A 26,943-nucleotide genomic window follows, 5' to 3' on the forward strand; every position below is an offset into this window, starting at 1 on the left:
GACGGCGGCGCCTAGGAGTTCGGGAGCACCAGGGGGACCTCGTCGCCGGGCTGGACGCGCAGGGTCGTGCTCCGCGCGTAGTGCCGCACCGTCTTGGCGGAGTAGGTCGTGCCGCGCACCTGCAGCTCCAGGGGCGGGCGGCCCGCGCGCAGCGTGGCGAGCGGCGCGTCGGTGCGGTCGAGCCAGCGGACGATCTCGGTCCCGAGCCGCGCGACGACGTCGGGACGCCGGGACGCGAGGTCGTTGGTCTCACCAATGTCGTTGCCGAGGTCGTAGAGATGCCAGCGCTGGTCCTCGTAGGTGTAGCCGAGCTTCCACCGGCCGTCGCGCACCGTGGTCTCGGGCCGCTGGTCGCGGGCCCCGCCGTTCTTGTAGCCGGGCAGATGGGCGAACCGCGGACGGACGACGGGAGCGCCGGTGGTGAAGGCGGGCCGCAGGTTCGTCCCGTCGAAGGGCACGCCGCTCGGCAGCTTGGCCCCGGCGTAGGCCGCGAGCGTCGGGTAGAGGTCGGTGCCGTTGATGGGCGAGGAGTTGATCGTGCCACCGCGCACCAGCCGCTTGTTCTTGCTCCACACGATCCAGGGGACCCGCACGCCGCCCTCGTCGAGTTCGCCCTTCTGCCCCTTCAGCGGGCCGTTGTAACCGCCGAGGTCCGTGCGTCCGCCGTTGTCGGAGCTGAACACGACCAGCGTGTTGTCCGCCAGCACATGGCCGGGGTTGCGCGGGTCCGGCGTGCGGTCGAGGTGGTCGATCACGCGCGCCACCGATTGGTCGAGCCCTTCCACCAGCGCGGCGTACGACGGTTTGGCGGGGTCCTTGCCGGGGGTCGCGGCCTTGTACTTCGCCAGCAGGTCGCTGCGCGCCTGCGCGTCGCCGACGGGGCTGTGCACCGCGTACTGACTGAGCCACGTGAAGAACGGCCGCCCGCTGTTGCGGTCGATGAAGTTGACGGCCGCGTCGCTCAACGCGTCGGTGACGTGCTTCTGGGTGCCGACCAGGGCGTCGAGGGCCTTGCCGCTCACCCCGTGCGCGTACGGCTTGAGGTTCTGATCGACGTACGCCTGCGTGTAGGGCGCCGCGAAGGCGTTGAGCGCGGGACCGATGGAGGCGTCGAACTTCCCGTTCTCGGCGTGGTAGACCTTCGCGTTGCCCGATTCGCTGCCGCCGAAGTTCTCGTCGAAGCCGTGGGCCGAGACGATCTCCGCCGCGTTCTTGGTGACGTGGAACTTGCCGATGTACCCCGTCCGGTAACCGGCGCTCTGCAGCGTCTCGGCGACGGTGACGGCGTGCGGCGGGAGGACGGGGTTGCCGTCCGCGAGCCCCTGCGGCGGCCCGACGAGCAGGGTGTCGTCACCGCCGCTGTTGAGCTCGGCGCCGAGGTAGATGTTGTTGTCGGGACGCTGGGCGTAGAGGCCGGTCAGCAGCGCGGACCGCGAGGGCGCGCACATGACGCAGGCGTAGCCGTTGTCGAAGGACATCCCCTCCCGGGCCAGCCTGTCGATCGCCGGTGTCTGGATGAAGTCGTTGCCGTTGCCTTGGTTGGTACGGCCGGTGCTGAGGTCCGCCCAGCCGAGGTCGTCGGCCAGCACGAAGACCACGTTGGGTCGGCCTGGCTGCTTCTCCTTCGCGGCGGCGGCCGGCGCCGGCCCGGAGGCCGCGCCGAGAAAGGTGAGGGCGAGGGGCACCGTCAGCGCGCCGAGCGCGTGACGGGACAGTCGTGCGGACATGTGTTCCCTTCCGGGCGACGGCCCGACGGATCGCGTGCGGCAGGACGCCCGGAATGAGATCACAAATTACCTACTTAGACAACCTGCTTAGTAGGAAGCTCCCGGCTCACCGGGTTCACGGGTGGTTGAGCGTGGCGTCGCGTTCCCGCGTCCAGAGCAGGGAGGTGACGCGGGCGACGGCGGCCGTGTGGTGGCGGCGGAACGTGCTGAGCGACAGGCTGAGGAGTTCGGCGGCGAGTTCCTGCGTGGGCGCGGGACGCAGATACGTCCGGTCCAGGACGAGGTACAGCTTGTGCTCCTGCGGATCGTCCCGGACGTGGTCGATCGCGGCGCGCACGGCGGCGCGCAGCGCGGACGGACCGCCGCCCCCGACGAGGCGCGCGCTGAGCAGCGGGTTGACGGCGAGGCGGTCGGGGGCGTGCAGGTCGCGCAGCGCGGTCCGGACGGCGGCCGTGAACGCCGCGTGGGTCAGCGCGGTGATGAACGGCCGGTCGTCGACGGGCGCGGTGCGGCCGAGGTCGCGGTCGGCGAGCATCGCGCTCCAGCTCTCCGGGGTGCGCCCGCGCCAGTCCCGGACGAACACGCAGTGCCGGGCGCCGTCGATCTCGTACGCGCCGCCGGGCAGGACGTCGTAGCCGACGTGCGCCATGGCCTCCGGCTGGACGGCGCCCTCCCGGAACGCGCCGAGGAAGTCGAAGGCCAGGTCGGGACTGCCGAGGATGCGCTGCGAATGGCTGGCGGACGCGGCGTTGCGGGTGGGCGAGGCGTCCTGGAAGCAGTCGCGGTCGATCAGGAAGCGGCTGAACGTCACCTGCTCCCCCGCCGCCAGCGGGCCGTGCGCCCGGACGTGCGCCCACGCCGGGGCGGTCGCCGGATCGGCGGCCAGGTCGGCGTCGCTCATCTGGTCGAGCCGCAGCAGGACGGCCAGCCCGCGCGGCCCGGGCTCGGCGGACCGGAACACCGCGACCGTCGCGGCGGGATGGCCGAGGTAGCGGCGCAGCAGGTCCGCCGAGCGCGGTCCCTGGTGCCGGGCGGCCAGCGCGATCAGCTCGGCGTGCTCGGACGGCGCGGGCAGGTCGGGGTAGGCGGCGTCGAGGGCGTCCCAGTCCCAGAACCGGCGGATCACCGGGTGGGTCCGGGCGAGGAAGCTGACGTCGGTGATCCACCGGGCCTGCTGCCGGCCGGACGTCCTCCCGACCTCGTCCATCAGGTGGCGGCGGATGCGGTGGTGGAGGTCGGCGCGGGTCTCCGGGTCGCGGCGGCGCAGGTCGGCCGCCACGACGTCGCGGACGAGGTCGTGCGGGAACAGGCCGTGCTCGCCGTGCTCGACGAACGCCAGGCCGCTCAGCCAGGTGTAGAGGTCGCCCGCCTCGTCGTCCGCGTCATCGTCCGCGTCATCGTCCAGGGCGGCCCGCAGGAGCGGTTCGGTGGTGAACCGGGCGTGCGCGGCGGCCTGGAGCGCGCGGCGGTGCCGGGGGCTCGGGGCGTCGGCGAGGAAGCACTCGGTCAGCCGGTCCACGACGTCCGGGGACCCGGCCAGGTCGCAGGCCGCGCCGGGGTCGCGCCGCAGGAGGCCGGTGAGCAGCGTCAGCGCCAGCGGGTGGCCGTGGGTGACGGCGGCGAGCCGTTCGTGGACGTCCGGCGGCGCCCCGGCGGCGGTGGCGAAGGCCCGGATCTCGTCGGCGTCCAGGTTGTCCAGGCGGACGACGCGGAGCAGGTCGCGCCAGCCCGGGTTCACCGCCCAGCCCGGCGGCGGCGGGGTGCGGCCGGCGATGACGACCAGGGCGTCGGCGGGCAGGCCGGGGATCAGCGTCTCCCGGATCCAGCCGTCCAGCGGGAGGATCGCCTCGTAGGTGTCGATGAACAGGACCGTCCGGCCGTGCCCGGCGGGCCGGGCGGACGCGGCGAACGCCTCCGGGGACGGCCCGGTCGCGCGCCCGTCGACCCGCACCGGCGCCGCGCCCGCGTCCCGCGCGACCCGGGCCAGCTCACCGAGCAGCGCGGTCTTCCCGACGCCCCCCGGACCGTGGACGTAGAGCACCGCGAAGCCGGGCTCCGCCGCGCGCAGGGCGTCGCGCAGCAGCGCCGATTCGGCCGACCGGCCGACGAACCGGCGCGCCCGCGCCCGTTCCAGCCGCGCCGCGATGGTTTCCTCAGCCGAGACGTCCATGGCAGCGGACTATAAGCGCGTCACGCCCGCCGGACGAGGCCGTCCACGAGGGCGCGCAACCCGGCGGCGTAGTCGTCGCGGACCGACAGTTCCTCCCAGCGGTCCGCCACCCGGGCGAGCGCCGGGTGCTCGTCCGGGTCGAGCGTGCCGAAGACCCGCTCGCGGTAGGTGGTGCCGGTCGCGGCGCGGGCGCGGTCGCGGGCGGCGCGCTCGCGGGACGTCACGATGATCTGCCCGGCGGTGTAGTGCCAGATCGCCCGGTAGGCGCGGACGGCGTCCTCGGGCGTCAGGCCGCAGTCCAGGGCGGCGGCGATGATCTGCTCGTTGAACCAGAGCGCGGACCGCCCGAAGAGACGGCCGCTGGTCAGCACGTCCATGATCCACGGGATCTCCGCCAGCGCGTCGCGCATCGCGGTCGCGACGGCGATGACGCGCTCGCGCGGGTCGGCGGGCAGGTCCGGGCGCGGCGCGCGGACGGCGTAGTCCTCCAGCAGGAGCAGCAGCAGGCCGTCCCGGTCGCTGACGTGGTGGTAGAGCGCCATCGGCGTGCTCCCGACCTCGCGCGCGAGCCGCCGCATCGTCAGCTTCTCGACGCCCTCCTCGGCGACGATCCGGTGCGCCGCCGCGACGATCTCGTCCCGGGAGATGCGCGGCGGGCGTCCGGGCGGGCGCTTCTGGCCGGTCATGCGGCTCATCCTCTCGCACGCCTCGACAGCGCGGGGCCGCTCCGGCTAGTTTTTGTACATGTATAGAAACCCTTTGGCCGCCGTGGCGGCGGTCCAGTTCCTCGTCGCGCTCGACCTGTCCGTCGTCAACGTCGCCCTCCCGGCCATCGGCTCGTCGCTGGGGTTCGCGCCCGTCGACCTCGCCTGGGTCGTCCACGTCTACGCGCTCACGTTCGGCGGGTTCCTGCTGCTCGGCGGACGCGTGGCCGACCTGTTCGGCCGCCGGGTCCCGCTCGTCGCCGGGCTCGCGGCGTTCGGCCTCGCGTCGCTGGCGGGCGGGCTCGCGCAGACGCCCGGCCAGCTCGTCGCCGCCCGCGCCGTCCAGGGCGTCGCCGCCGCCGCGCTGGCGCCCGCCGCGCTCGCCGCCCTCACCGTCGCCTTTCCCGAGGGCGCGGCGCGGGTGCGGGCGCTCGGCGTGTGGAGCGCGGTCAACGCGGGCGGCGGCGCGCTCGGCGTCCTCGTGGGCGGGCTGCTCACCGAGTACGCGGGCTGGCGGTGGGTGATGCTCGTGAACCTGCCGATCGTCGCGGTCGCGCTCGTGCTGACCGCGCGCGGCGTCCCCGGCGGCGGAGGGCGGCCGGGGCGGCTCGACGTGCCGGGGGCGGTGCTCGCCACGGCCGGGACGGGCCTGCTCGCGTTCGGGGTCGTCCGGACGGACCGGTACGGGTGGGCGTCGGGCCGGACCCTCGGCGTCCTCGCCGCCGCCGCGCTGCTGCTCACCGCGTTCGCCGTCGTGGAGTCCCGGACGGCCGATCCGCTGCTGCGGCCCGGGCTCCTGCGCGGCCGGTGGACGGCGGGCGCGAACGTCTTCGTGTTCCTCGCGACGGCCGGGCAGTTCGCCGCGTTCTACTTCGTCTCGCTGTACCTCCAGCGCGTCCTCGGGCTGGGCGCCGCCGCGACCGGCGCGGCGTTCCTGCCGTTCTGCGCCGGGACCGTCGCGGGGGCTGTGTCGGCCGTGCGGCTCACGTCGGGACGGTCGCCGCGCCTCGCCCTCGTCCCCGGCGCCGCGCTGGCCGCGCTCGGGCTCGGATGGTTCGCGATGGTCAGCCCGGACGGGTCGTTCGCCGGCGACGTCCTCGGCCCGTCCCTGCTGACCAGCGTCGGGATCGGCCTGTGCCTCGGGCCGGTCACCGCCGCCGCGACGACCGGCGTCGCGGCGGCGGAGGCGGGCATGGCGGCGGGCGTCGTCAACAGCGCGCGGCAGCTCGGCGGGTGCGTGGGCCTCGCCGCGCTGGCCACGCTCGCCGCGCACCGCACCGGCGGCTCGGTCGCGCCCGGCGACCTGAACGGCGGCTACGCGGCGGGGCTCGCGGTCACCGCCGTCCTGCTCGGCGTCGCGGCGCTCGTGGCGCTGGTGGTGCTGCCGCGTCCCGCGCTAGCCCTGGACGACGGCGCCCGAGTCCAGTAGCGCGTCGGCGTCGGCGAACCCGAGGTCGGCGAGGACGTCGCGGGTCTGCCCGCCGGGCAGGACGGGCAGCCCGGCGGTCTCCCCCGGCGTCCGGGAGAAGCGCGGCGCGGGGGCGGGCTGCCGGTGCCCGGCGCGCTCGGGGAAGACGTCGCGGGCCGTGTTGTAGGGGTGTTCGGCGGCCTCGGTCAGCGACAGGACGGGCGCGACGCACGCGTCGCCGGGCAGGAAGACCTCCGCCCACTCGTCGCGGGTGCGCTCCTTGAACCGGGCGGCGAAGGCCTCGCGCAGCTCGTTCCAGCGGGCGCGGTCGTGCTGGCCGGGGAGGTCGGCGGCCTCCAGGCCCAGCTTGGCGAGGAGTTCGGCGTAGAACTGCGGCTCGATCGCGCCGACCGCGACGTGCTTCCCGTCGGCCGTCCCGTAGACGTCGTACCAGGGGGCGCCGGTGTCGAGGATGTTGACGCCGCGCTCATCCGTCCACAGGCCGCCGGCCATGAACCCGTGGATGAACGTGGACAGGTGCGCGACGCCATCGACGATCGCGGCGTCCACGACCTGGCCGCGTCCGCTGATCCTGGACTCCAGCAGCGCGGCGAGGACGCCGACGACGAGGTACATGCTGCCGCCCGCGAAGTCGCCGAGCAGGTTCATCGGGACCTGCGGCGGGCCGCCCGCCCGGCCGATCGCGTGCAGCGCGCCGGTGACGGCGATGTAGCCGATGTCGTGCCCGGCGCTCTGCGCGAGCGGGCCGTCCTGCCCCCAGCCGGTCATGCGGCCGTAGACGAGGCGCGGGTTGCGGGCGAGGCAGTCGTCCGGGCCGAGGCCGAGCCGCTCGGTGACGCCGGGCCGGAACCCCTCGACCAGCACGTCGGCCTTCTCGACCATCCGCAGGACGACGTCCCGTCCCGCGTCGCTCTTGAGGTCGATCGCGATGGATCGCTTGCCCCGGTTCGTGAAGTCCGTTCCGCCGGTCGCCCCCGCGCCCGCCACGGCCGACGCCCGGTCCACCCGGATCACGTCGGCTCCGAGATCGGCGAGCAGCATCGCCGCGAACGGCCCGGGACCGATCCCGGCCAGCTCGATCACGCGCACCCCGTCCAGCGGCCCCGCACCCATCCGGCCACCCCTCTTTCCCCAGAACGTCGTTCGGTCGCGGTCCAGTCTGCCGCATCCCCGTAAGCGCGCGCTGACCCGCCCCGGCGAATGCGGTGCCCGAACCGCCTTTTGAGGGTAATGCCGGATTATTCAGTTGATCACCGGGATTGGTCAGCGGGCGGACGCGGTGAACGTTCCCGGCGGCGTGTGCGGTGAATTCGGACCGGGGACGATCAGCAATCCGCCGCGCCGGGAAATACGGCGCGGACGGCCGTCCACCGACGGCGTCAGATCCCGGCGCGCGGCGGCGATGTACGCCCATCGGCCGGACGGCGCGCGCCACCACGTCCCGGCCACCGGGCGCGCCTCGTCGCACCAGCCGGTCGCCTGCTCGGCGCGGGGCGTGAGCAGGACGGCGCGGGACGTCGTGCCGCCGCCCGCGAAGGTGAGGCGGGTGCACGTCCAGTCGCCCCGCCCGCCCTCGAAGGGGAGCTGACCGGACCAGAAGTCGTACGCGCGGGCCTCGCCGAGCGGGCGCGCGGGCTGCGGCAGCGCGCAGCCCAGGCGTTCCCACAGGTGCAGGCCGCCGCCGGTCAGGCGGGTGACGGGCGGCGTGCCCGGCATCCGGTAGGACAGGGCGAGCGGACGCGGGCCGCCGAGGTGCCCGATCGTCCGGACGGCCGTCCCCGGGCCGTGCTGGTCGAACAGCGGGCCCCGGCCGCAGCGGGTCGTGGGCGCGACCGGGTCCGTCACGCCGGACCGCACCGGGACGGCCCGTCCGGCGGGCGTGGTCACCGCGTTGGTCCACGGCGGCAGCAGGTAGTGCCCGTCGCCGAGCGCGAGCGGGGTCTCGGCGTCCTCGCCCGCCGAGACGACCTCGACCGACCCGCCCGCGAACCGCGCGACGCGGCCCGCCCGGCGCAGCAGCGCGACGGGACGTCCGCCGACGCGCCCAGCGAACAGCAGCTGCGCGCGGTCCGGGCCGGTGCGGTCGGCGGTGGCGAACGCGCGCGCGGCGCGGCCGGTGAAGTCCCGGTCGGACGCCAGGTCGCCGCGCGCGGGCCAGGCGTCGAGGCGGTGCGGGCCGGTGCGCCAGGCGTCCGGCGCGGCGGCGGTGACGCGCAGGTCGCGGGCGGCGGCGGTGCCGTCCACGCCGAGCCGCCCGGCCTCCCCGGCGGCGAGCGCGCCGACGAGCGTCGCGGTGAGCGCGACCCCGGCCGTCACCGGGACGAGCGAGCGGCGCCGCACCGGGCGGACCTGCGCGGGCGGGAACGGCGCGGGCACCTCGGGCGGCTCGGGCGCGGCCTCGGCGGCGGCGAGCACGGCGGCCGGGTCGGCGACGCGCAGCCGCGTGAGCTGGTCGCGGACCTCGTACCCGGGCATCCCGGCGAGCCGCCGCAGCACGTACGCGATCCGGACCGGCGGGTCGAGCGTCCCGAGCAGGTCGGTGAGCGCCGGGGCGGGCAGCGGGACGGGCAGCGCCCGCGTCCACGGCCCGAGACCGAGCGCAAGCCTGCGGGGCGGCCGGACGGCGCGGCGCAGCACGCGGGTCCGGCGGCGGCGCGGGTCGTGCGGGCGCCCGGCGACGGCCGCGTCGGCGATGCGCCGCGCGAGCGCGATCCGCCGGGTGCGGGTGCCCCGGTCGGGCAGGACGAGATAGGCGAGCCAGACGAGATCGCGATAAAGCGTTCCCGTGGCGGGCTTCTCTCCGGTCGTCTCCGGCATCGCGCCCCCTCCTCTTCGCGTCGTGATGCGGAAAGGTTAGAGATCGCGGACGCGACGGACAGCCGAATTGACGGAACCCGGACCCGCGATAAAGGGCAATTCCGCCTTTCCGCGATGTGAGACCGTTCACGCGCGCGGCGCCGCGCGGATGCGGCGTCCGAATCGTCCGCGTACTACGCTGGAGCGCCCGCCCCCCGAGTAGAGGATCCCGCTCCCGATGACCGAGGACGTGCCCGGCTACCGCGTGCTGGACAGGGCCGGGGAGGGCGGGTTCAGCGTCGTCTACCGCGCCCGGCAGGAGCGGCTCGACCGCCTCGTGGCGCTGAAGGTGCTGTCGGTCCACGCCGTGGACGACGCGGCGCTGCGCCGGTTCCAGCGCGAGTGCACGATCACCGCGAAGCTGTCGGGGCATCCGAACGTCGTGACCGTCCTCGACACCGGGACGACGCGGGCGGGCTCGCCGTACATCGCGATGGAGTACTTCGAGCACGGCGCGCTCGCCGACCGGCTGGACCGCGAGGGGCCGCTGCCGGTCGCGGACGCGCTGCGGGTCGGCGTGAAGATCGCGGGCGCGCTGGCCGCCGTCCACGAGATCGACGTGCTGCACCGCGACATCAAGCCGCAGAACATCCTCGTCTCGCGGTACGGGGAGCCCGCGCTCGCCGACTTCGGGATCGCGCGGCTCGTCGACTCCCTGGACGCCCAGCACACGCAGGCGTTCACCCCGCACCACGCCGCGCCGGAGGTGCTGGAGGGACGGCCCGCCGGGGTCGGCTCGGACCTGTACTCGCTCGGCTCGACGCTCTACCAGCTCCTCGCCGGACGGCCCGCGTTCAAGGGGCCGAAGGGCGAGGGCATGGCGCAGCTCATGCTGCGGATCCTGAACGACCCGCCGCCGCCGTTCGGGCCGCACGTGCCGCCGGGCGTCCACGCGGTGATCGCGCGCGCGATGGCCAAGGCGCCCGCCGACCGGTACCCGGACGCGGTCACGTTCGCGCAGGCGCTGCGCGGCCTCCAGGCCGACCTCGGCCTGCCCGTCACGGACCTCGCCTACGGCACGGCGGGCGGCGCGGTCGACGGCACGGGCGGCGGCATCGTCGGCGGGACGTTCGGCGGCACGGGCGGCGGCACAGCGGGAAGCGGCGGCGCTGTGGGCGGCGGCGCTGTGAGCGGGCCGGGCACGGTCCCGGCGGGGAGCGACGTGCCGCCTCCGCCGCCGGTCCCGGACTGGGCGTCGACCGCGCAGGTCGCTCCGCCCGCGCCCGCGGTCCAGGCGAGCCCGTGGCAGGCGCCCGTCCCGCAGGACACGGCGCCGCCCGACGCGCGGCACGGCACCGTCCCGGGGCCGCCCGGCACACGACACGGAACGATCCCGGGGTCGCCCGGGACGCTCACCGGGCCGTCCGACACACGACCCGGAACGCTTCCCGGGCGGTCCGACACACGACCCGGGACGGTCCCCGGGGCGCCCGACACGCATCCCGGAACCGTCCCCGGGCCGCCCGCGCGTCGTGACGGACCGCGCCCCGGGCTGATCATCGCCGCGTCCGTGGCGCTCGTCGGCGGTCTGGCGGCCGGGGTGGGCGCGCTGGTGTGGGGCGGCGGCGGGAAGCCGTCCGCTCCCCCGGCGACGCAGGCCGCGACGCCGGTCGCGAGCGCCGCGCCGAGCGCGGACACCGGCCCGATCCCGCGCTCCCGGTACGCCGAGACGCGCCCGCGCGGCGTGGTCGTCCGCCCGTACGGGACGACGGCCGCGCTGAGCTGGAAGCTTCCGGCGGCGTCCCGGCAGCTCGCGATCCTCGTCCTGAAGAAGCCGGCGGACGGGCAGGCCGTCGTGTCGGCGGGCAACGGCGCGCAGGCGGTGACCGTCACCGGCCTGAACGCCAGGCGCGGCTACTGCTTCCGGGTCGGCACCCTCCTGCGCGTCAACCAGGGGAAGGCGGCGGACGTGTCCTGGTCGGCGCCGGTGTGCGTCCGGGGCGCCCGCACGGCGCGCTGACGGCGCAGCTCGCGCGGATGGAACCGCCGGACGAACCGGGTCTCGGCGGCGGCAAGGCGGACGAGCCGGTCGGCGTGCGCCCAGGCCCGGTCGGCGTCGGCGGCGCTGACCGGCGACGCCGCGAACCGGGCGCGGTTGGCGAGGTCGGCGAGCGGGCGCAGCTCCCGGGACGCGGCGTCCCCGGCCCGCTCCGCGCCGAACGCGGCGACCTCGTGCGCGGTGAGGGCGTCGGCGGAGCGCAGCCCGAGCGCGGCGACCGCGTCCAAAGCCTGCCGCCAGGCCCCGGCGACGCGTTCGGCGGGCGTCCCGGCGCGGCGGCGCCGGCGGCGCAGGACGGGCGCGGCGAGCACGGCGGCGAGATACCCGACCACGAGCACCGACGCGACCACCGCGGCGAGGACAGGCCAGGGCGGCGCGCCGTGCCCCGAGCGCGCGGCGGGCGGCGGGACGGGCGCGGCGCTCGGCGGCGTCCCCCCGCCCGGCCGCGCCGCCGCGTCCTTCTGCGCCTGCTCCAGCTTCTTCGACTCGCCCGCCGCGACGTCCGCCCGCTTGGACTGCCCGCGCTTGGCGGGCGTCGGGTCGAACGGCACCCAGCCGACGCCCGCGAACTTCACCTCGGGCCAGACGAGCACGTCCCGCGACCGCACCTCGGTGATCCCGCCGAGCGGCGCGGACGGACGGAACCCGACGACGACGCGGGTGGGCAGCCCGATCGTCCGGCCGAGCACGGCGAACAGCGTGGCGAACTGCTCGGACGTCCCGCGCCGCGACGTGCCGAGGAAGTAGTCGAGCTGCCGGTACCCGTGGCCGGGCGGCGCTGACACGTCGTAGCGGGCGGTGGCGGCGAGCCGTTCGGCGAGCCGCGCGGCCTGCTGGAACGGCCCGGACGACCCGTCCGTCGCGGCCTCGGCGAACGTCCGGAAGTCGGCGAGCTGGACGGGTTCGCGCGTCTCCCCAGGACCCCACGGCAGCGCGCGGGCGGCGCGGGCCTCGGGGTCATCGGCGGTGTCGGCGTACAGCAGCTCGTCGGGGTCCCAGCGCGGCGTCGCGGACGCGACCCGGTAGGTCTGGCCGCGCCGCAGCGGGCGCGCGGCGGCGAGGATCCCGGCGCCCGGGTCGACGACGGCGTCCAGTCCGGCGAGGCGGCGCGGACGGTCGGCGGCGGGCGCCCAGATGCCGGGCAGCCCGGCGATCGTGATCGTCTGGTCCAGCGGGCGGCGCGCGACGTCGCCGCCGGCGCCGGGCACGCGCCCGCCGGTCGGGACGAACCGGGCGGTGGACGTCCAGGTCACGCCGTCGAACCGGTCGAGCGCGACGAGCCGCTGGTCGGCGGCCCGGGACGCGCGGACGGTGAACAGGACCTCGTCCGACAGCAGCCACCCGCCGACGCGGTCCAGCGGGCTGACGCCGTCGCGGGTCTGCGGCGGCGGCGCCTGCACCTGCTCGCGCGGGTCGTAGGGCTCGGCGCCGACCGGCACGTGCGGGACGAGCAGGAACACCGCCCCGCCGAGCGCCGCCGCCACCGGCACGCCCGCCCAGGCGCGCCGGCCGTCCGGCGACCGGACGAGCGCGAGCCCCGCCAGCAGCACCGCGACCGCGGCGACGAGCGCCGCGTTGGACCCCGGCCCGCCGACGCCGAGCAGCAGCGCGACCGCGAACACCGCGAGCGGCGGCAGCCCCGGCGCGAGCCGCCACGGCGTGCGCAGCGCCAGTTCCGCCGCCCCGGCGGCGCCGAGCCAGGTCAGCGCGCTGACGAAGGCCAGCGAGCGCGGGTCGGCGGGGACGGGCGGCAGCGTCGTGAGGATCGCCTTCCACGCGCTGAGCAGGGCGTCGGCCACCGCGTCCGGGAACGCGCCCGCGACCGGCCGCAGCACGGTGACAGCGGCCGTCCCCAGCCAAACCGCAACCGATAGAACAAGCGACGTCCACAACGGCCACGGCCGGTCCGCGCGCCCCGCGAGCAGCGCCGCGAGCATGGTCGGGACGACGGCCGCGACCGCGACGACCGGCAGCACCGGCCCGTACCCGAACACCCGATGGAACGCGAGCCCGGCCGCACACGCGAGCGCGGCGGTGAGGGGCAGCGCGAGGTACCGCCGCGTCACCGGCCCCTCCCGAGCAGCGGCCAGGCGGCCTTGAGCGCGTCGAGATCGGCCACCTCGGCGGCCTGGACGCCCGGCGGCACGGGCGCGCCGTCCCCCGGCCGCACCCGCAGCGCGACGACGCGGTCGTAGCGGGCGCGGACGGCCCCGAGCCGGGCCAGCGCCGCGCCGTCCTGGACGACCACCACGAGCGACCCGCCGCCCGGCGCCCCGCGCAGCGCGTCGGTGACGGACCGGTCGCCGCCGGGGTCGAGCGCGAGCCGGGTCAGCCGGTCCAGCACGGTCTCGGCGTCGCCGGGCCCGCCGCGCGTCGCCGCGACCGGCCCGGACGCGGCCAGCACCCGCACCGGGAAGCTCGCCCGCGCGGCGCCCACGGCGACGGACGCCGCGACGTCCACGGCCAGCTCGAAGTCGTCGGGGTCGCGCCAGGCGGCGGCGCGGTCGTCCACGAGGACGGTCGTGGTGGGCAGGCTCGCGTCCACCAGGCGCCGCACCATGAGCGTCCCGGTGCGCGCGGACGACTTCCAGTGGACGTGCCGCAGCTCGTCCCCGACGACGTACTCGCGCAGCGCGTGGAACGTCGCGGTGCCCGCCGGGGACTTCTCGCTCGTCGGGCCTTCGAGGTGGTGCGCGCGTCCGGACGGCAGCAGCCCGAGCGGAACGGTCCGGGGCCGCACCAGCAGCGTGCGCGGCGTCCCGTAGGAGCGGACGCGGCGCGCGAGGCCGAGCGGGTCGGCGCGCACGAGCCGCAGCGGCCCGACGGGGATCTCGCCGCGCCGCGCGGTCGACAGCCGGTAGGTGACGGTCCGCCGCGCGCCGCTCCGCATCCGGGGCAGGTCGACCGCGACGGGCTCGGACCCGGCCGTGTCCCGCGCCGCGAGCCCGCCCCGGACGGCGCGGCCCGCGTTCGTCACGTGCAGGACGCCGACGGCGGGCTCGCCGCGCGCGACCTTCTCCGGCGCGATCTCCCGGCGGACCTCCAGGCGCGGGCGCGGCAGCGTCCACAGCAGCGCCCCGGCGGACGCGGCGAGCCCGGCGGCGCCGAGCGCGGCGGGCTCGGGGTAGCCGAGCCACCAGCCCGCCGCGTACAGCGCCGCCGATCCCGCGGCCGTGGCCAGGCCGAGCGGCGTGAGCATCGTCAGACCCCTGCCGCCTGCGGGGCCGGGACGGTCGCGAGCACGTCCGCGACGACGTCCGCGCCCGTCCGGCCGCGCAGCTCGGCCTCGGGCGTGACGAGCAGCCGGTGCGCGATGACCGGGACGGCGAGCGCCTTGACGTCCTCGGGGACGAGATAGGACCGTCCGGCCGCCGCCGCCCGCACCCGGCCCGCGCGCAGCAGCGCCAGGCTGGCCCGGGGGCTCGCGCCGAGCCGCAGGTCCTCGTGGCCGCGCGTGGCGGCGACGACCCGGACCACGTAGTCGTAGAGCGGCGCGGCGACGTGCAGCCGGGCCGCGAAGTCGATCATCGCGGCGACGTCGTCGCGGGTGGCGACGGCGGGCAGCCGGTCCAGCAGCGCGCCGGACGGCCGTCCCGCGAGGACCTCCACCTCCGCGCGGTGGTCGGGGTAGCCCATCGAGATCCGCATGAGGAACCGGTCGAGCTGGGCCTCCGGCAGCGGGTAGGTGCCGTCCATGTCGACCGGGTTCTGCGTCGCGAGGACGAGGAACGGGCGCGGCACCGGGTGCGGCGTGCCCTCGACGGTGACGCGCCGCTCCTCCATGACCTCCAGCAGCGCCGACTGCGTCTTCGGCGAGCCCCGGTTGATCTCGTCGGCGACGACGAGGTTGGCGAAGATCGGGCCGGGGTGGAACTCGAACGCGTTGCCGGCCTGGTTGAAGATCGACACGCCGGTGATGTCGCTCGGGAGCAGGTCGGGGGTGAACTGGACGCGGGTCCAGCGGGCGTCCACGGACGCGGCGACGGCGCGGGCCAGCGTGGTCTTGCCGACGCCGGGCACGTCCTCGACCAGCAGGTGGCCCTCGGCGAGCAGGCAGACGAGCGCCAGCTCGATCTTGTCGCGCTTGCCGCGCACGACGTGCTCGATGTTCTGCGCGAGGGCCGCGAACATCTGGGCGAACCGGGCGGCGACGGCGTCGGCCTCGGGAGCGGCGGGGGGCTCGGTCATGTCAGGAACAGCTCCACAGGGTCGAGGAGAACTGGCCGGCGTTGGATCCCGGCGTGTTGACGTAGAGGTCGCTGACCCACTTGACGCCGTTGTAGTCGATCTTGTCCCACACGCTGCTCTGGAGGTTTCCGTCGTTGCTGTCGACGACGTGTGATCCGCTCGCCTGGCACAGGACGGTCACCGGGCCGGTGAAGCCCTTCGGGAACGACCCGGCGCGCGGGTCGCTCGTGCTCGGGCCCGTGTGCAGGAAAGTGCTCGTGTACTCGTTGTTGTGGCCGTTGTACGTGCGGGCGTGCGGCGCGACGGCGAGGTCCGCCGTGGCATGGGCGGGCGTGGCCTCGCCCGCGCCGTTCAGTGCGACGATCGTGACGTCGTACTGCCGGTCGTTGGTGAGCCCGGTGATGCTGTAGCTCGTCCCGGTGGTGGTGTACGTCGCACCGTTCGCGGTGATCCGGTAGGCGACGTCGTAGCCCGGCGCCGCGTTCCAGCTCAACGACGCGCCGTGGTTGACGCCCGTCGCCTGGAACCCGGTGACCTGGCCCGGCGCGGTGCACGGCCGTGCGGTCGCGGACGTCTCCGACAGTGCCTGCGCGGGACGTCCGCCGCTCGTGTACTTGGCCGCGACGCGGAACGTGTAGTCCCGCGAGCACGACAGGCCCGTCACCTGGAACCGGTGCGCCGCGTTCGTTGCGAGCGGCTTCACACCGGGGAACGGCGAGCCCGCGTCGTCGGTGAGGACGTAGCCGGTGACGGCCGCCGCGTCCGCGCCCGGGTCGAACGCGACGGTGACCGTCCCGTTCCCCGGGTCGGCCTGGACGTTCTGCGGCGCGGCGGGCTCCTTGCACGCCCCCGAGGTGAACCGCGTCGACGCGCCGTTGCGCTGCCGGTGCGTGCGCGGGTCGGTGTACCGGACGGTGATCTGGAACGTGTACGGCCGTCCGCACTGGAGGCCGCCGATCGTGAAGCGGTAGTCGCCGCCCTGCGGGACCTGCGCGGGCGACGCGCCGGGCACCGGGCCGCCCGCCGGGCCGCGCAGCACGTAGCCGTCCGGGCGGATCCTGCCGAAGTCGGACGGCTGGAACGTCACGGTGATCGTCCCGGCGTCGCCCTGCGGGTCGACGGCGCGCGGCGCGGACGGCGGGTCGCCGGGCCGCAGCGGGCGCACCGGCCGGTCGCCGGGCCGCGGGTCGCCGCCGCCTCCGCCGCCGCCGGGCGTGGGGAGCGGCTTGCGGACGCCGCCCGCGACCTTGTCGTCGTACTTGCTGATGTGCTTGACGGAGCCGTCCTGGTCGAGAGAGACGGCGGTGGAACCGTCCGGGTCGTTGGCCCAGAGCATCCCGTCCTTGACGAAGACCTCCAGCGGGCCGGTCCGTCCCGACACCCGGATGGGCTTCTCCGCCCGCCGCGCGGCGTAGTCGTAGACGAGCAGCGCCCCGGCGGACTCGTCGGGGATGTAGACGCGCGGGCCGAGCACCTGCGGCTCGCCGAGCCGGTGCCGGGGCACGGCGAGGCCGACCGAGGCGACCGTGCCGGTGCCGGTGTCCAGCAGCGTCAGCTCGCCGCGCGCCGCCAGCAGCGGGACGGTCAGGCTCTCGGCCGTCGCGGGCAGCCGCACCCCGCCCGCGCCCGCCGCCCGCACCGCCGACGGCAGCTTGACCGTGCGCGGCCCCTCGGGACGGACGATCGTCGCGGTGGCGCTCTCCGAGTCGACCGCGACCGGGGTGCCCGCCGCGATCGTCAGCCCGAGGCCGCCGCCGGGCCGTCCGGCCGTGACGGGCGTTCCGGGCTTTCCATCGGTGAACGGGACGAGGTGGCCGGACTGCGGCTCGGGCACCCAGAGGCGTCCGGTCGCGTCCACGCCCGCGCGGCCGAGCGGCGGCGTCAGGTTCGTGACCGGCCCGGACGCGGCGAGCGTCACCGGGTCGATCCGCTGCACGCTGCCATGGACGGCGTCGACGGTGTAGGCGCGCCCGCCGCCGATGACGACCTGGATCCCGGCCGCGCCGAGGTCGCGGCCCTGCTCCACCTTGAGCTGGGACGGGTCGACGCGGCTGACGACGCCGGTGGTCTCGTCCACCAGCAGGACCGTCCGGCCGTCCTGCACGACGGTGATCGCGTGGCCGCGCGCGGTCGGCAGGGCGGCCTTGCCGTCGATCCGCCCGGCGAGGCCGTTGGCGTGGACGACGAGGCCCTTCGCGGTCGCGCCGAGCCAGGCGCCGACGTCCGACACCCGGTAGGTCGCGCTGGCCCGTCCGACGCCGTACACGAGCGCCGCGACCAGCAGCAGCCCGACGGCGCCCACGGCGACCTGCCCGGACAGCCGGTCCCTGCGCAGCAGCCCGCGCAGCACCCCGCCCCCTGAACCCACAGTCCGTCCACCCCTCCGTCAGGGTTCGCATCGGCCGCCGTCCACCCGCGGCGCGCCCGTTACCGTCACGAAAAGCGGGAAAACCCTAACGGACCGGTTACACCGCTGTTCCTGCTATCGGTGAGACTGACCAGATGCGGCGTTGGATGCTGTGAGTCACCTCACAGTTACCGGGGCGGGCGAACGGTCCGGGGCGGCGGGCGGCGGGTCCAGGCGGCGGGCGACCCGCCGGCCCGCGCGGAGCGCCGGGACCTCCACCAGCCGGTACGTCCCGGCCGACACCGCCACGACCAGCACGAGGTAGGCCGCGAGCCACAGCGGACGGTCCTCGCCCGGACGGCCGACCGTCCCGTCGGCGGCGGCGAGCAGCACCGGGTGCAGGACGTACACCGAGTAGCTGACGACGCCGAGGCCCGCGAGCGCGCGCGGCATCCGCCGGGCGCGCAGCGCCATCGCCGCCGCGAACGCGGCCATCGCGAGCGGGAGCGAGGTCTGCCACGCGCGGACGACGCCGCCGTCCACCATGTCCGGGACGTGCCGGAGCGGCAGGAGCAGGGCGGTCGCGAGGACGCTGGCGCCCGCGAGGACCGTCCAGCGCCAGGCGAGCCGGCCCTGCTCGGAGCGGTGGACGGCCGTGCCGAGGAACATCATCGCGAGCAGTACCAGCCCCTGCCAGGCCGCGATCCGGCTGTTGGCGAGCACGAGGACCAGGCCCGTCGCGCCGCCCAGCAGCGCGCCCGCGCGGGCGAGCGCGGCGCGGCGCGAGCACGCGAGGACGATCGCGGTCGTGACCAGCGCGGCGACGGCCGCCGTGACGGGCGCGGTCCCGGCCCGTCCGGACAGCGCCGCGACGGGCAGCACCGCCGCCAGCGCCGCCGCCGACCCGGCCAGCGCCAGCGCGACGCCCGCCGACCGCCGGTGCAGGCCGACCGCGAACAGCGCGACCGTGAGCAGGTAGAACACCATCTCGTACGAGAGGGTCCAGAAGACGTTGACGATGCTGGGCACGGCCAGCAGGTCCTGCAGCATCGTGAGGTGCGCGAGGACTTCCGTGACCGGTTCGGGATGGTCGCCCAGCCGCGCCGACAGGGATTTCAGGCCCGTCAGCGACAGGACGGCCATCGCGCCCGTCGCGACCAGCAGCATCGGGTGGATCCGGAAGGCGCGGCCCACCCAGAACCGGCGCACCGAACCCGTCCGCTCCAACGACGCCGGGATGATGTAGCCGCTGACCAGGAAGAACACCAGCACGCCCCAGGCGCCGGGGTTCACGTAACCGATCAGGCGCTCCCGGAACGCGGGCACGTAGTGATACGAACCGTGATGGAAGGCCACGGTGAGCGCGGCGACGCCCCGCAGGACGTCCAGCCACGCCAGCCGGGGGGTGGGGGGCGTTTTCTCCACAGCCCGCCCACTCTAGGGGGAAATACCGGGTTCGCGGTACGAACGGCTTCTCCTGAGTCGAAACGAACGCACGGCTTATCCCGGACGTCCTACTCTGTGTCATCGCAGCGAAGGAATCCGGGGTGGACGTGGGCGCGCATCTCAGCTTGGGCAACGGGAACGACGGCGGCCTGTGGGACCGGTTGACCGGCACCCAGGACGCGCCGTCGTGGTGGCTCGTCGCGCTGGTCGGCCTGGTGGCGCTCGCCGCCGTCCTGCACGGCCGGTCGTGGCGCGTCGCCCGCAACGTCGTGACGATCGCGCACGAGGGCGGGCACGCGCTGATCGCCCTGGTCACGGGCCGGAAGCTGGACGGGATCAAGCTGCACTCCGACACGTCCGGCGTCACCGTGTCGCGCGGGAAGCCGCACGGCCCCGGCATGGTGTTCACCGCGATGGCCGGGTACCTGACGCCGCCGCTGCTCGGCCTGCTGTTCGCGGCGCTGCTCGCGGGCGGGCGCGTCACGCTCATGCTGTGGTTCTCGCTGGCGCTGCTCGGCGGGATGCTCGTGATGATCCGCAACGTCTACGGCGCGGTGTCGGTGCTGGTCACGGCCGCGATCATCTTCCTGGTGTCCTGGAAGACGGGGCCGCAGGTGCAGGCCGCGTTCGCCTACCTCGCCGCGTGGTTCCTGCTGCTCGCCGGGACGCGTCCGGTCGTCGAACTGCAGCGGATGCGCGCGCGGCGCATGGCGCCGTCGTCGGACGCCGACCAGCTCGCCCACCTCACCGGCGTCCCGGGGCTCACGTGGGTGTCGCTGTTCTTCGTCGTCGCGCTCGGGTCGCTCGGGGTCGGCGCGCTGCTGCTCGCCCCCGCCGACCTGCCGTTCGGCTGATTGTCGGACCCCGGCGCTAGCGTCGGACCGTGGACGAGCGACGGGAGCGGCGCGAGCGGCGGGTGGCCGCCGGGCTGGACGATCTGGACCGCTGGCTGCGCGACCGCGTGGCCCGCGGCCTGGCGGCCGAGGACGCCGGTCAGTTCGACGAGCCCGCGCGGCGGCTGGTCGACGCGCAGGCGGGCGCGCTGGCCGGCCAGGTGCGCGGCCTGGCGTCCGTCCCGCACGGCCCGGACCGGCCGGGCGCGCTGCTCGCCGAGTACGCGCTGCTGCGGCTGCTCGTCCACGCGCACCGGCGGCCCGACCTGCCCGCGCCGCTGCGCGCGACCGTCCGCTCCCGGATCGGCTTCACGGTGCCGCGCGAGGACGTGCTGTCGGACGGCGAACGCGTGCGCGACCGCTGGTGCGTCGTGGGCGTCCGCGACAGCGCGCAGGACCAGCTCGTCACCCGCCGCGCCTGGCTGCGGGGACGCGGCGGCCGACCGGCGCTGGTGCTCTCCTTCGCCCCGCCGGGCCGTCCGCTGGACGACTCCCTGAAGGCGGGCACCGAACTGGACGCCGACCTGGCCTTCTACCCCGCCGCCGCGCGCCTGCGCGCCCTGGTGGCCGAACGCCACACCGAACCCGTCCCGGCCGTCCCGGACGGCACGACGATCGCGGGCTTCCTCGCCGAGCACGCCGCCGCCCTGGCCGCCGACCCCTGGACCGACCGCTGGCCCGCCGTCCTCACCGACGTCCGCCTGGCCCGCACCGACGCCGACGGCCTGGCCGCGCTGGACGCGACCGGCGACGTCCTCCCCCTGCGCACCACCGACCCCTGGCCACTGCTCTCCCTCTCCGGCGGAGAACCCATCACGCTCGCCGGCGAGTGGACCCCGCGCGGCCTCCACCCCCTCGCCGCCTGGCACCCCGCCGAAGGCGCGGTGACGCTGTGACCGAGGTGTGGGAGGAGCATGTCGGGGCGGCGTTGCTCGGGACGGCGCGGCGGGTTCCGCCCGTGCTGGCGGGGGCGCCGGAGGGCGGCGATCCGGCGGGGCGGCTGCTCGATCAGGCGGCCGTGCTCGCTGTGCGGCGGCGGGCGGGGTTCCGGGCGGGGCGCGGGGGCGTCGATCCGGTCGCGCCCGCACCGGCCGAGGAGTTGCCCGTCGTGCCGCCGGACGCGGCGGAGCGGCTGGACGACCTGCTCGCCGGGCGCCGCACCGAATTGCTGGCCGAGTGGCTGCGGCTGGCGGCGGCGCGGGGGCTGCGCGCGCCCGCCCGGGCCGTCCCGCACCTGCTCGACCTCGGCCGCGAGCGCGCCCACCGGGACCTGCGCGGCGACCTCGCGGCCGTCGTCGGGCGGCGCGGCGTGTGGCTGGCGCTGCAGAACCCGCGCTGGGCGTACGTGATCGCGCTCGCCGCCGATCCGGGCACCGACGACCCGGACGTCTGGTCCACCGGCACGCGCGAGCAGCGCGTCGCCCACCTCGCCCGGCTGCGCCGCGCCGATCCGGACCGGGCGCGCGCGGAACTGGCCGCCGTGTGGCGCGGCGAGCGCGCCCCCGACCGCGCCGAGTTCGCCGCCGCGCTCGCGACCGGCCTGGCGGCGGCCGACGAGGAGTTCCTGGAGGCCGCGCTGGACGACCGGGCGGGCGAGGTCCGCGCGACGGCGGCGGCGCTGCTGGCCCGGCTGCCCGGATCGGCGCTCGGCGCGCGGATGGCGGCGCGGGCGCGCGGCTGCGTCCGGCCCGAACGCCGCACCGTGCGCGGACGCGCGCAGACGTGGATCTCGGTCACCCCGCCCGCCGAGCACGACGAGGGCATGGCCCGCGACGGCGTCCCGTTCCACCCCGAGGGGTCGTTCGCGCCGGGCCGCACCCCGGCGCCGCAGCAGGCGTGGCTGCGCGAGATCCTGGCCCGCACCCCGCTCGCCACCTGGCCGGACGTGTTCGCCCTCCCGCCCGCCGGGATCCTCGCGCTGCCCGTCACCAGCGGCGCCGAGCCCGGCCGGGGCGCCCGCGACGTCCACCTCGGGCTGGCCCGCGCGGCGCTGTGGCAGCGCGACGCGGCGTGGGCGCGCGCCCTGCTGGACGGCGGCGTGCTGCTGGACGCGCCCGCCGTCCTCGCCGACCTCGCCGGGGTGCTGCCGGAGGCCGAGCGCGCCGGGGCGGCGGCCGGGCTCGTCCGCTGGATCGCCGACCCGAAGGTGCTGGCCGAGCAGGTCCTCGCGCGGCTGCCGTCCCCGTGGACGGGCGACCTCGCCGCGACGGTCGCGGGCACGATCGCGACCCTGCTGGACCGTCCGGCCGGGACGGCGAACACCGCCCTGCGCGCCCTCGCCCGCGACGCCGCGCACCGCCTCGACCCGGCCCTGGCCGACCGCTACGCCGACCGTTTCGCCGGGCTCGGCACGCCCGAGACCGTGACCGTCCGGGACGCGCTCGTCGCGACCCTGCGCCACCGCCACGCCATGACGAAGGAGCTGTGTCCGTGACCGACGTCCTGCGGCCCCACGCCGAACAGGAGTTCGCCGCCGAGCTGGCCCTGCTCGCCGAGCACGACGACCGGCCGCGCCCGCCCGGCTGGAAGCTGTCGCCGTGGGCCGTCACCGCCTACCTGCTCGGCGCGGAACTGCCGGGCGGCGCGGTGGTGACCCCGAAGTACGTGGGGCCGCGCCGGCTGGTGGAGGTCGCCGTCGCGACGCTCGCGACCGACCGCGCGCTGCTGCTGCTCGGCGTGCCGGGCACCGCGAAGACGTGGGTGTCGGAGCATCTGGCCGCCGCGATCAGCGGGGACTCGACGCTGCTGGTCCAGGGCACGGCCGGGACGTCGGAGGAGGCCGTCCGGTACGGGTGGAACTACGCGCGGCTGCTCGCCGAGGGCCCGTCGGCGGCGGCGCTGGTGGAGAGCCCGCTGCTGCGCGCGATGCGGCGCGGCGCGGTCGCGCGCGTCGAGGAGCTGACCCGGATGCCGGGGGACGTCCAGGACGCGCTGATCACCCTGCTGTCGGAGAAGGCGCTGCCCGTCCCCGAACTGAACACCGAGGTGCAGGCGAGACCGGGCTTCACCGTCATCGCGACCGCCAACGACCGGGACCGGGGCGTGAACGAGCTGTCGAGCGCGCTGCGCCGCCGGTTCAACACGGTCGTGCTGCCGCTGCCGGAGACCGTGGAGGACGAGGTCGCGATCGTCGCGCGGCGCGTCGAGCAGCTCGGGACGGCGCTGGAGCTGCCCGCCGCGCCCGCCGGGCTGGCCGAGATCCGGCGCGTCGTCACGGTGTTCCGCGAGCTGCGGTCGGGCGTGTCGGCGGACGGCCGGACGACGCTGAAGGTCCCGAGCGGCACGCTGAGCACCGCCGAGGCGATCTCGGTGGTGACGGGCGGGCTCGCGCTCGCGGCGCACTTCGGGGACGGGGTGCTGCGGCCGTCCGACGTCGCGGCCGGGATCGTCGGCGCGGTCGTGCAGGACCCGTCCGCCGACGCGGTCGCGTGGCAGGAGTACCTGGAGACGGTCGTGCGCGCGCGGCCGGAGTGGAACGACTTCTACCGGGCCTGCCGGGACCTGGCGTGACCAGCCCGGCGGTGCTCGACCCGGACGCGGCGCAGGCCGTCGTGGAGGTGTACGGGGTCCGGCACCACGGGCCGGGGTCGGCGCGCGCGGTGCGCCGGGCGCTGGCGGCGTTCGGCCCGGACGCGGTGCTGATCGAGGGGCCGCCGGAGGCCGACGCGCTCGTCCCGCTCGCCGCCGATCCGGGGATGACGCCGCCGGTCGCGCTGCTCGCCTACGCCGACGGCGCCGAACCGGGCCGCCGCCGCGCGCTGTTCTGGCCGTTCGCCGAGTTCAGCCCGGAGTGGCAGGCGCTGCGGTACGCGGTCGGTGTGGGGGTGCCCGTCCGGTTCTGCGACCTGCCCGCCGCGCACCGGCTCGCCGAGGAGGACGACGACGACCCCGGCGACGCGTCCGACCCGCTGGGGATGCTCGCCGAGGCCGCCGGGTACGACGACGCCGAACGCTGGTGGGACGACGTGGTCGAGCACCGCGTGGACGACCCGTCCCCCTTCCCCGCGATCGCCGAGGCGATGGCCGAGCTGCGCGGCCCCGTCACGCCGGACGCGGTGTCCGGCCGGGAGGCGCGCCGCGAGGCGTTCATGCGGCGGACGCTGCGCCGCGCCCGCCGCGACGGGTTCCGCCGGATCGCGGTCGTGTGCGGGGCGTGGCACGTCCCGGCGCTGGCGGCCCGGATTCCCGCCGCCCACGACGACCGGCTGCTGCGCGGCCTCCCCCGCGCCAAGGTCGCGCTGACCTGGGTGCCGTGGACGCACGGGCGGCTCGCGGGCCGGTCCGGCTACGGCGCGGGCGTCCGCTCCCCCGGCTGGTACCACCACCTGTTCACCGCGCCGGACCGTCCGGTCGAGCGGTGGCTGACGGCGGCGGCGCGGGTGCTGCGCGCGGAGGACCTGCACGTCTCGTCGGCGGACGTCATCGAGGCGGTGCGGCTGGCGGAGGCGCTCGCGGCCCTGCGCGGCCGTCCGCTGGCCGGGCTGGACGAGGTGACCGAGGCCGTCCGGGCGGTGCTGTGCGGGGGCGCGGACGAGCCGGTCGCCCTGGTCGCCCGGCGGCTCGTCGTCGGGGAGCGGCTCGGCGCGGTGCCGGACGCGACGCCGATGGTCCCGCTCCAGCGCGACCTGGTGGCGGCGCAGCGGCGGTTGCGGCTGCGGCCGTCCGCCGAGGAGAAGGACCTCGATCTGGACCTGCGGGTCCCGACCGACCTGGAGCGCAGCCGCCTGCTGCACCGGCTGCGGCTGCTGGAGGTGGAGTGGGGCGTCCCCGACCCGGACGCGAGCCGGTCGCGCGGCACGTTCCGGGAGGCGTGGACGGTCCGCTGGCGCCCCGAGTTCGACGTCCGGCTGATCGAGGCCGGGGTGTGGGGCACGACCGTGGCGGACGCGGCGGCGGCCCGCGCCCGCGACCTCGCCGCGCACGCGGGTTCCCTCGCCGACCTGACCGCGCTCGCCGAACGGTGCCTGCTCGCCGACCTCGGCGCCGCGCTGCCGGACGTGATGCGCGTCCTCGCCGACCGCGCCGCCGTCGAACCCGGCACCGCGCACCTGATGGCGGCGCTGCCCGCGCTGGTGCGGGCGCTGCGGTACGGGGACGTGCGCGGCACCGACCCCGCGCCGCTGCGCACGGTCGTGGACGGCCTCGCCGTGCGGATCCGGATCGGCCTGCCGCGCGCCGCGACCGGCCTGGACGACGACGCGGCCCGCGCGCTGCTCGCCGGGATCGGGGCCGTCCACGAGGCGCTGTCCCTGCTCGGCGACGACGCGTCCGGGCACCGCGACGCGTGGCTCGACGCGCTCACGGATCTGTTGGGGCGGCCGAACGTGCACGGGGTGATCGACGGGCGCGTCACCCGGCTGCTGCTCGACACGGGCCGGCTGCCGGACGCGTCCGGACGCATGGCGCGCGCAGTGTCGTCCGGCGCGCCCGCCGACCGCGCCGCCGCGTGGATCGAGGGGTTCCTCGCGGACGGCGGGGTGGTGCTCGTCCACGACGACGCGCTGCTCGGCCTGCTGGACGACTGGCTCGCTGGCCTTCCAGCCGAAACGTTCGGGACCGTCCTGCCGCTGCTGCGCCGCACGTTCGGCGCCTACGGCGCGGCGGAACGCCGGGCGATCGGCGAGCGGGTCCGGCGTCCGGGCCGCCCCACGGGTCCGTCAGGCGACGACCCGGACCCGGCGCGCGCCGACCCCGCCGCCGCGACCGTCCTGCGCATCCTCGGCTGGGAGACCGCATGACCGACACCGAACGCCTGCGCCGCTGGCGACTCGTCCTCGGCGGCGACGACGACGGCACCGGCGCCACGCTGACCGGCGACGACGCCCGAATGGACGCCGCACTGTACAAGCTCTACGGATCCCGCCCCGGCGGACGCGGCGGCCGACGCGGCGCGGGCCTGGGCGACTCGGCGCCGTCGGTCGCGCGGTGGCTCGGAGACGTCCGCACGTACTTCCCGACACCGGTCGTCCGGGTGATGCAGCGGGACGCGATCGAACGCCTCGACCTCACCCGCCTGCTGCTCGAACCGGAGATGCTGGACGCGGTAGAACCCGACGTCCACCTAGTCGGCACACTGCTCTCTCTGCACCGACTCCTGCCCGACCGGGCGCGCGAGTCGGCGCGAGCCGTGGTGGCGCGGGTCGTGGCGGACCTGGAACGCCGCCTGGCGCAACGCACCCGCTCCGCACTCGGCGGCGCCCTGGACCGGACGGCCCGCACGCCCCGTCCGCGCCGTCCCGCCGAGATCGACTGGGGCGCGACGATCCGCGCGAACCTGCGGCACTACCTCCCCGAGCACAACACGGTGATCCCGGAACGCCTCGTCGCCTACGGACGACGCCAGCAGGCGATCAAACGGGACGTCATCCTCGCGGTGGACCAGAGCGGCTCAATGGCGGCGTCCCTGGTCTACGCAAGCGTCTTCGGCGCGGTCTTGGCGTCCCTACGCTCCCTGCGCACATCCCTGGTCGTGTTCGACACGTCCGTAGTAGACCTCACCCCGGACCTGCACGACCCCGTAGAACTCCTGTTCGGCGCACGCCTGGGCGGCGGCACCGACATCAACCGCGCCGTCGCCTACTGCGCGTCCCTGGTAGACCGCCCCGACGACACGATCCTCGTCCTGGTCAGCGACCTGTACGAAGGCGGCGTCCGCGACGAGCTACTACAACGCATAGCCCGCCTAACAGCGTCCGGCGTAACGGTAATAGCCCTGCTAGCCCTCTCAGACGAGGGCACCCCCGCCTACGACACCGAGAACGCAGCAGCCCTGGCAGCCCTGGGCGTCCCAGCCTTCGCCTGCACCCCCGACCGCTTCCCCGACCTGATGGCGGCAGCAATAGAACACCGCGACCTCACCCCCTTCACCAACCACAACACCTGACCCCCAACAACCGACACGACGCAACATCACGCCCCCACCCAGCCCGCGCCGGACACAACGGCCGGCCCCCCACGTCCCCGAACGGCCGAGCCCCACGACACAAAGCGACCACACAACAAGCCTCATCCAGCCGCCCATCAGGCACGCGGCATCCGCCGAACAGCGGACGAGCCCACGCGGCCACGCACCCTCAGCACGTGCACCGAGGGCGATGGACGCACACACGCACGGCCGAACGCGTCACCGCGTCCGCCGAGCGCAACAGCCGCGGCGAAACGCCCATTACGCTCGCGGCATCCGC

The 26,943-nt window shown here is 76.3% G+C and carries 18 protein-coding genes; 8 read left to right on the forward strand and 10 right to left on the reverse strand.

What is annotated here, in order from left to right; genetic code table 11:
- Positions 1 to 11: 11 nt before the first annotated feature.
- The 3 genes from GQ466_RS25705 to GQ466_RS25715 form a co-directional block, all read right to left on the reverse strand.
- Entirely contained in the window at positions 12 to 1,727 is a 1,716-nt protein-coding gene (locus GQ466_RS25705; protein ID WP_161105613.1) for a sulfatase, read from the reverse strand.
- A 115-nt stretch (positions 1,728 to 1,842) separates the two neighbouring features.
- On the reverse strand, positions 1,843 to 3,897 hold the full coding sequence (locus GQ466_RS25710) for an ATP-binding protein (protein WP_161105614.1): 2,055 nt from the start codon (positions 3,895 to 3,897) through the stop codon (positions 1,843 to 1,845).
- Between the two features lie 20 nt (positions 3,898 to 3,917).
- Positions 3,918 to 4,583, reverse strand: coding sequence for a TetR/AcrR family transcriptional regulator (locus GQ466_RS25715; protein WP_237418371.1), 666 nt, complete (start codon positions 4,581 to 4,583; stop codon positions 3,918 to 3,920).
- Positions 4,584 to 4,641: 58 nt separating this feature from the next.
- Here GQ466_RS25715 and GQ466_RS25720 point away from each other — a divergent pair, with 58 nt between their 5' ends.
- Positions 4,642 to 6,030, forward strand: coding sequence for an MFS transporter (locus GQ466_RS25720; RefSeq protein ID WP_161105616.1), 1,389 nt, complete (start codon positions 4,642 to 4,644; stop codon positions 6,028 to 6,030).
- Here the strand turns inward: GQ466_RS25720 and GQ466_RS25725 are convergent.
- Both GQ466_RS25725 and GQ466_RS25730 read right to left on the reverse strand, forming a co-directional pair.
- Positions 5,998 to 7,143, reverse strand: a complete 1,146-nt coding sequence (locus GQ466_RS25725) for a CaiB/BaiF CoA transferase family protein (RefSeq protein ID WP_161105617.1) — start codon at positions 7,141 to 7,143, stop codon at positions 5,998 to 6,000. The two genes, GQ466_RS25720 and GQ466_RS25725, sit on opposite strands and share 33 nt — an antisense overlap.
- Before the next feature lie 150 nt (positions 7,144 to 7,293).
- Positions 7,294 to 8,847: a hypothetical protein gene (locus GQ466_RS25730; protein ID WP_161105618.1), complete on the reverse strand. Its 1,554-nt coding sequence runs from the start codon at positions 8,845 to 8,847 to the stop codon at positions 7,294 to 7,296.
- Positions 8,848 to 9,064: 217 nt separating this feature from the next.
- On the opposite strand from GQ466_RS25730, the gene GQ466_RS25735 reads away from it, so the two are divergent.
- Complete coding sequence (locus GQ466_RS25735; protein ID WP_161105619.1) at positions 9,065 to 10,846, forward strand: serine/threonine-protein kinase; 1,782 nt, start codon at positions 9,065 to 9,067, stop codon at positions 10,844 to 10,846.
- Here the strand turns inward: GQ466_RS25735 and GQ466_RS25740 are convergent.
- The 5 genes from GQ466_RS25740 to GQ466_RS25760 form a co-directional block, all read right to left on the reverse strand.
- Positions 10,741 to 12,951: a transglutaminaseTgpA domain-containing protein gene (locus GQ466_RS25740; protein WP_161105620.1), complete on the reverse strand. Its 2,211-nt coding sequence runs from the start codon at positions 12,949 to 12,951 to the stop codon at positions 10,741 to 10,743. The genes GQ466_RS25735 and GQ466_RS25740 overlap by 106 nt on opposite strands.
- Entirely contained in the window at positions 12,948 to 14,084 is a 1,137-nt protein-coding gene (locus tag GQ466_RS25745) for a DUF58 domain-containing protein (RefSeq protein ID WP_161105621.1), read from the reverse strand. Before GQ466_RS25745 ends, GQ466_RS25740 begins: the two co-directional genes overlap by 4 nt.
- A 2-nt stretch (positions 14,085 to 14,086) precedes the next feature.
- Positions 14,087 to 15,073, reverse strand: coding sequence for an AAA family ATPase (locus GQ466_RS25750; protein ID WP_202421120.1), 987 nt, complete (start codon positions 15,071 to 15,073; stop codon positions 14,087 to 14,089).
- 1 nt (position 15,074) lies between these two features.
- Positions 15,075 to 17,441 carry a fibronectin type III domain-containing protein gene (locus tag GQ466_RS25755; RefSeq protein WP_161105622.1) on the reverse strand — a complete coding sequence of 789 codons (2,367 nt, stop codon included), beginning with the start codon at positions 17,439 to 17,441 and terminating at the stop codon, positions 15,075 to 15,077.
- Positions 17,442 to 17,597: 156 nt separating this feature from the next.
- Positions 17,598 to 18,845, reverse strand: coding sequence for an acyltransferase family protein (locus GQ466_RS25760; RefSeq protein WP_337193629.1), 1,248 nt, complete (start codon positions 18,843 to 18,845; stop codon positions 17,598 to 17,600).
- A gap of 122 nt (positions 18,846 to 18,967) precedes the next feature.
- On the opposite strand from GQ466_RS25760, the gene GQ466_RS25765 reads away from it, so the two are divergent.
- The 6 genes from GQ466_RS25765 to GQ466_RS25790 are packed head-to-tail and all read left to right on the forward strand — an operon-like array spanning position 18,968 to position 26,642.
- A complete protein-coding gene (locus tag GQ466_RS25765; protein WP_378186557.1) occupies positions 18,968 to 19,720 on the forward strand; it encodes a M50 family metallopeptidase in 753 nt (250 codons plus the stop codon).
- Positions 19,721 to 19,749: 29 nt separating this feature from the next.
- Entirely contained in the window at positions 19,750 to 20,655 is a 906-nt protein-coding gene (locus tag GQ466_RS25770; protein ID WP_202421121.1) for an SWIM zinc finger family protein, read from the forward strand.
- Positions 20,652 to 22,193 (forward strand): DUF5691 domain-containing protein, encoded by a 1,542-nt coding sequence (locus GQ466_RS25775; RefSeq protein WP_161105623.1) that lies wholly within the window; start codon positions 20,652 to 20,654, stop codon positions 22,191 to 22,193. Before GQ466_RS25770 ends, GQ466_RS25775 begins: the two co-directional genes overlap by 4 nt.
- The gene (locus tag GQ466_RS25780) at positions 22,190 to 23,269 is read left to right on the forward strand and encodes an ATP-binding protein (RefSeq protein WP_337193630.1); all 1,080 of its coding nucleotides are present in this window, start codon (positions 22,190 to 22,192) and stop codon (positions 23,267 to 23,269) included. Before GQ466_RS25775 ends, GQ466_RS25780 begins: the two co-directional genes overlap by 4 nt.
- Positions 23,266 to 25,497, forward strand: coding sequence for a DUF5682 family protein (locus GQ466_RS25785; RefSeq protein ID WP_337193631.1), 2,232 nt, complete (start codon positions 23,266 to 23,268; stop codon positions 25,495 to 25,497). The genes GQ466_RS25780 and GQ466_RS25785 overlap by 4 nt, the downstream gene beginning before the upstream one ends.
- Positions 25,494 to 26,642, forward strand: a complete 1,149-nt coding sequence (locus GQ466_RS25790; protein ID WP_161105625.1) for a VWA domain-containing protein — start codon at positions 25,494 to 25,496, stop codon at positions 26,640 to 26,642. Before GQ466_RS25785 ends, GQ466_RS25790 begins: the two co-directional genes overlap by 4 nt.
- Positions 26,643 to 26,943 lie beyond the last annotated feature (301 nt).

It is taken from the genome of Actinomadura rayongensis, from assembly GCF_009831215.1.
In the GTDB taxonomy this organism is placed as follows: domain Bacteria; phylum Actinomycetota; class Actinomycetes; order Streptosporangiales; family Streptosporangiaceae; genus Spirillospora; species Spirillospora rayongensis.

Coding starts and splice junctions, on each gene's coding strand:
- GQ466_RS25705 (WP_161105613.1), bottom strand. CDS start 1,727: ATGTCCGCACGACTGTCCCGTCACGCGCTCGGCGCGCTGACGGTGCCC.
- GQ466_RS25710 (WP_161105614.1), bottom strand. CDS start 3,897: ATGGACGTCTCGGCTGAGGAAACCATCGCGGCGCGGCTGGAACGGGCG.
- GQ466_RS25715 (WP_237418371.1), bottom strand. CDS start 4,583: ATGACCGGCCAGAAGCGCCCGCCCGGACGCCCGCCGCGCATCTCCCGG.
- GQ466_RS25720 (WP_161105616.1), top strand. CDS start 4,642: ATGTATAGAAACCCTTTGGCCGCCGTGGCGGCGGTCCAGTTCCTCGTC.
- GQ466_RS25725 (WP_161105617.1), bottom strand. CDS start 7,143: ATGGGTGCGGGGCCGCTGGACGGGGTGCGCGTGATCGAGCTGGCCGGG.
- GQ466_RS25730 (WP_161105618.1), bottom strand. CDS start 8,847: ATGCCGGAGACGACCGGAGAGAAGCCCGCCACGGGAACGCTTTATCGC.
- GQ466_RS25735 (WP_161105619.1), top strand. CDS start 9,065: ATGACCGAGGACGTGCCCGGCTACCGCGTGCTGGACAGGGCCGGGGAG.
- GQ466_RS25745 (WP_161105621.1), bottom strand. CDS start 14,084: ATGCTCACGCCGCTCGGCCTGGCCACGGCCGCGGGATCGGCGGCGCTG.
- GQ466_RS25750 (WP_202421120.1), bottom strand. CDS start 15,073: ATGACCGAGCCCCCCGCCGCTCCCGAGGCCGACGCCGTCGCCGCCCGG.
- GQ466_RS25790 (WP_161105625.1), top strand. CDS start 25,494: ATGACCGACACCGAACGCCTGCGCCGCTGGCGACTCGTCCTCGGCGGC.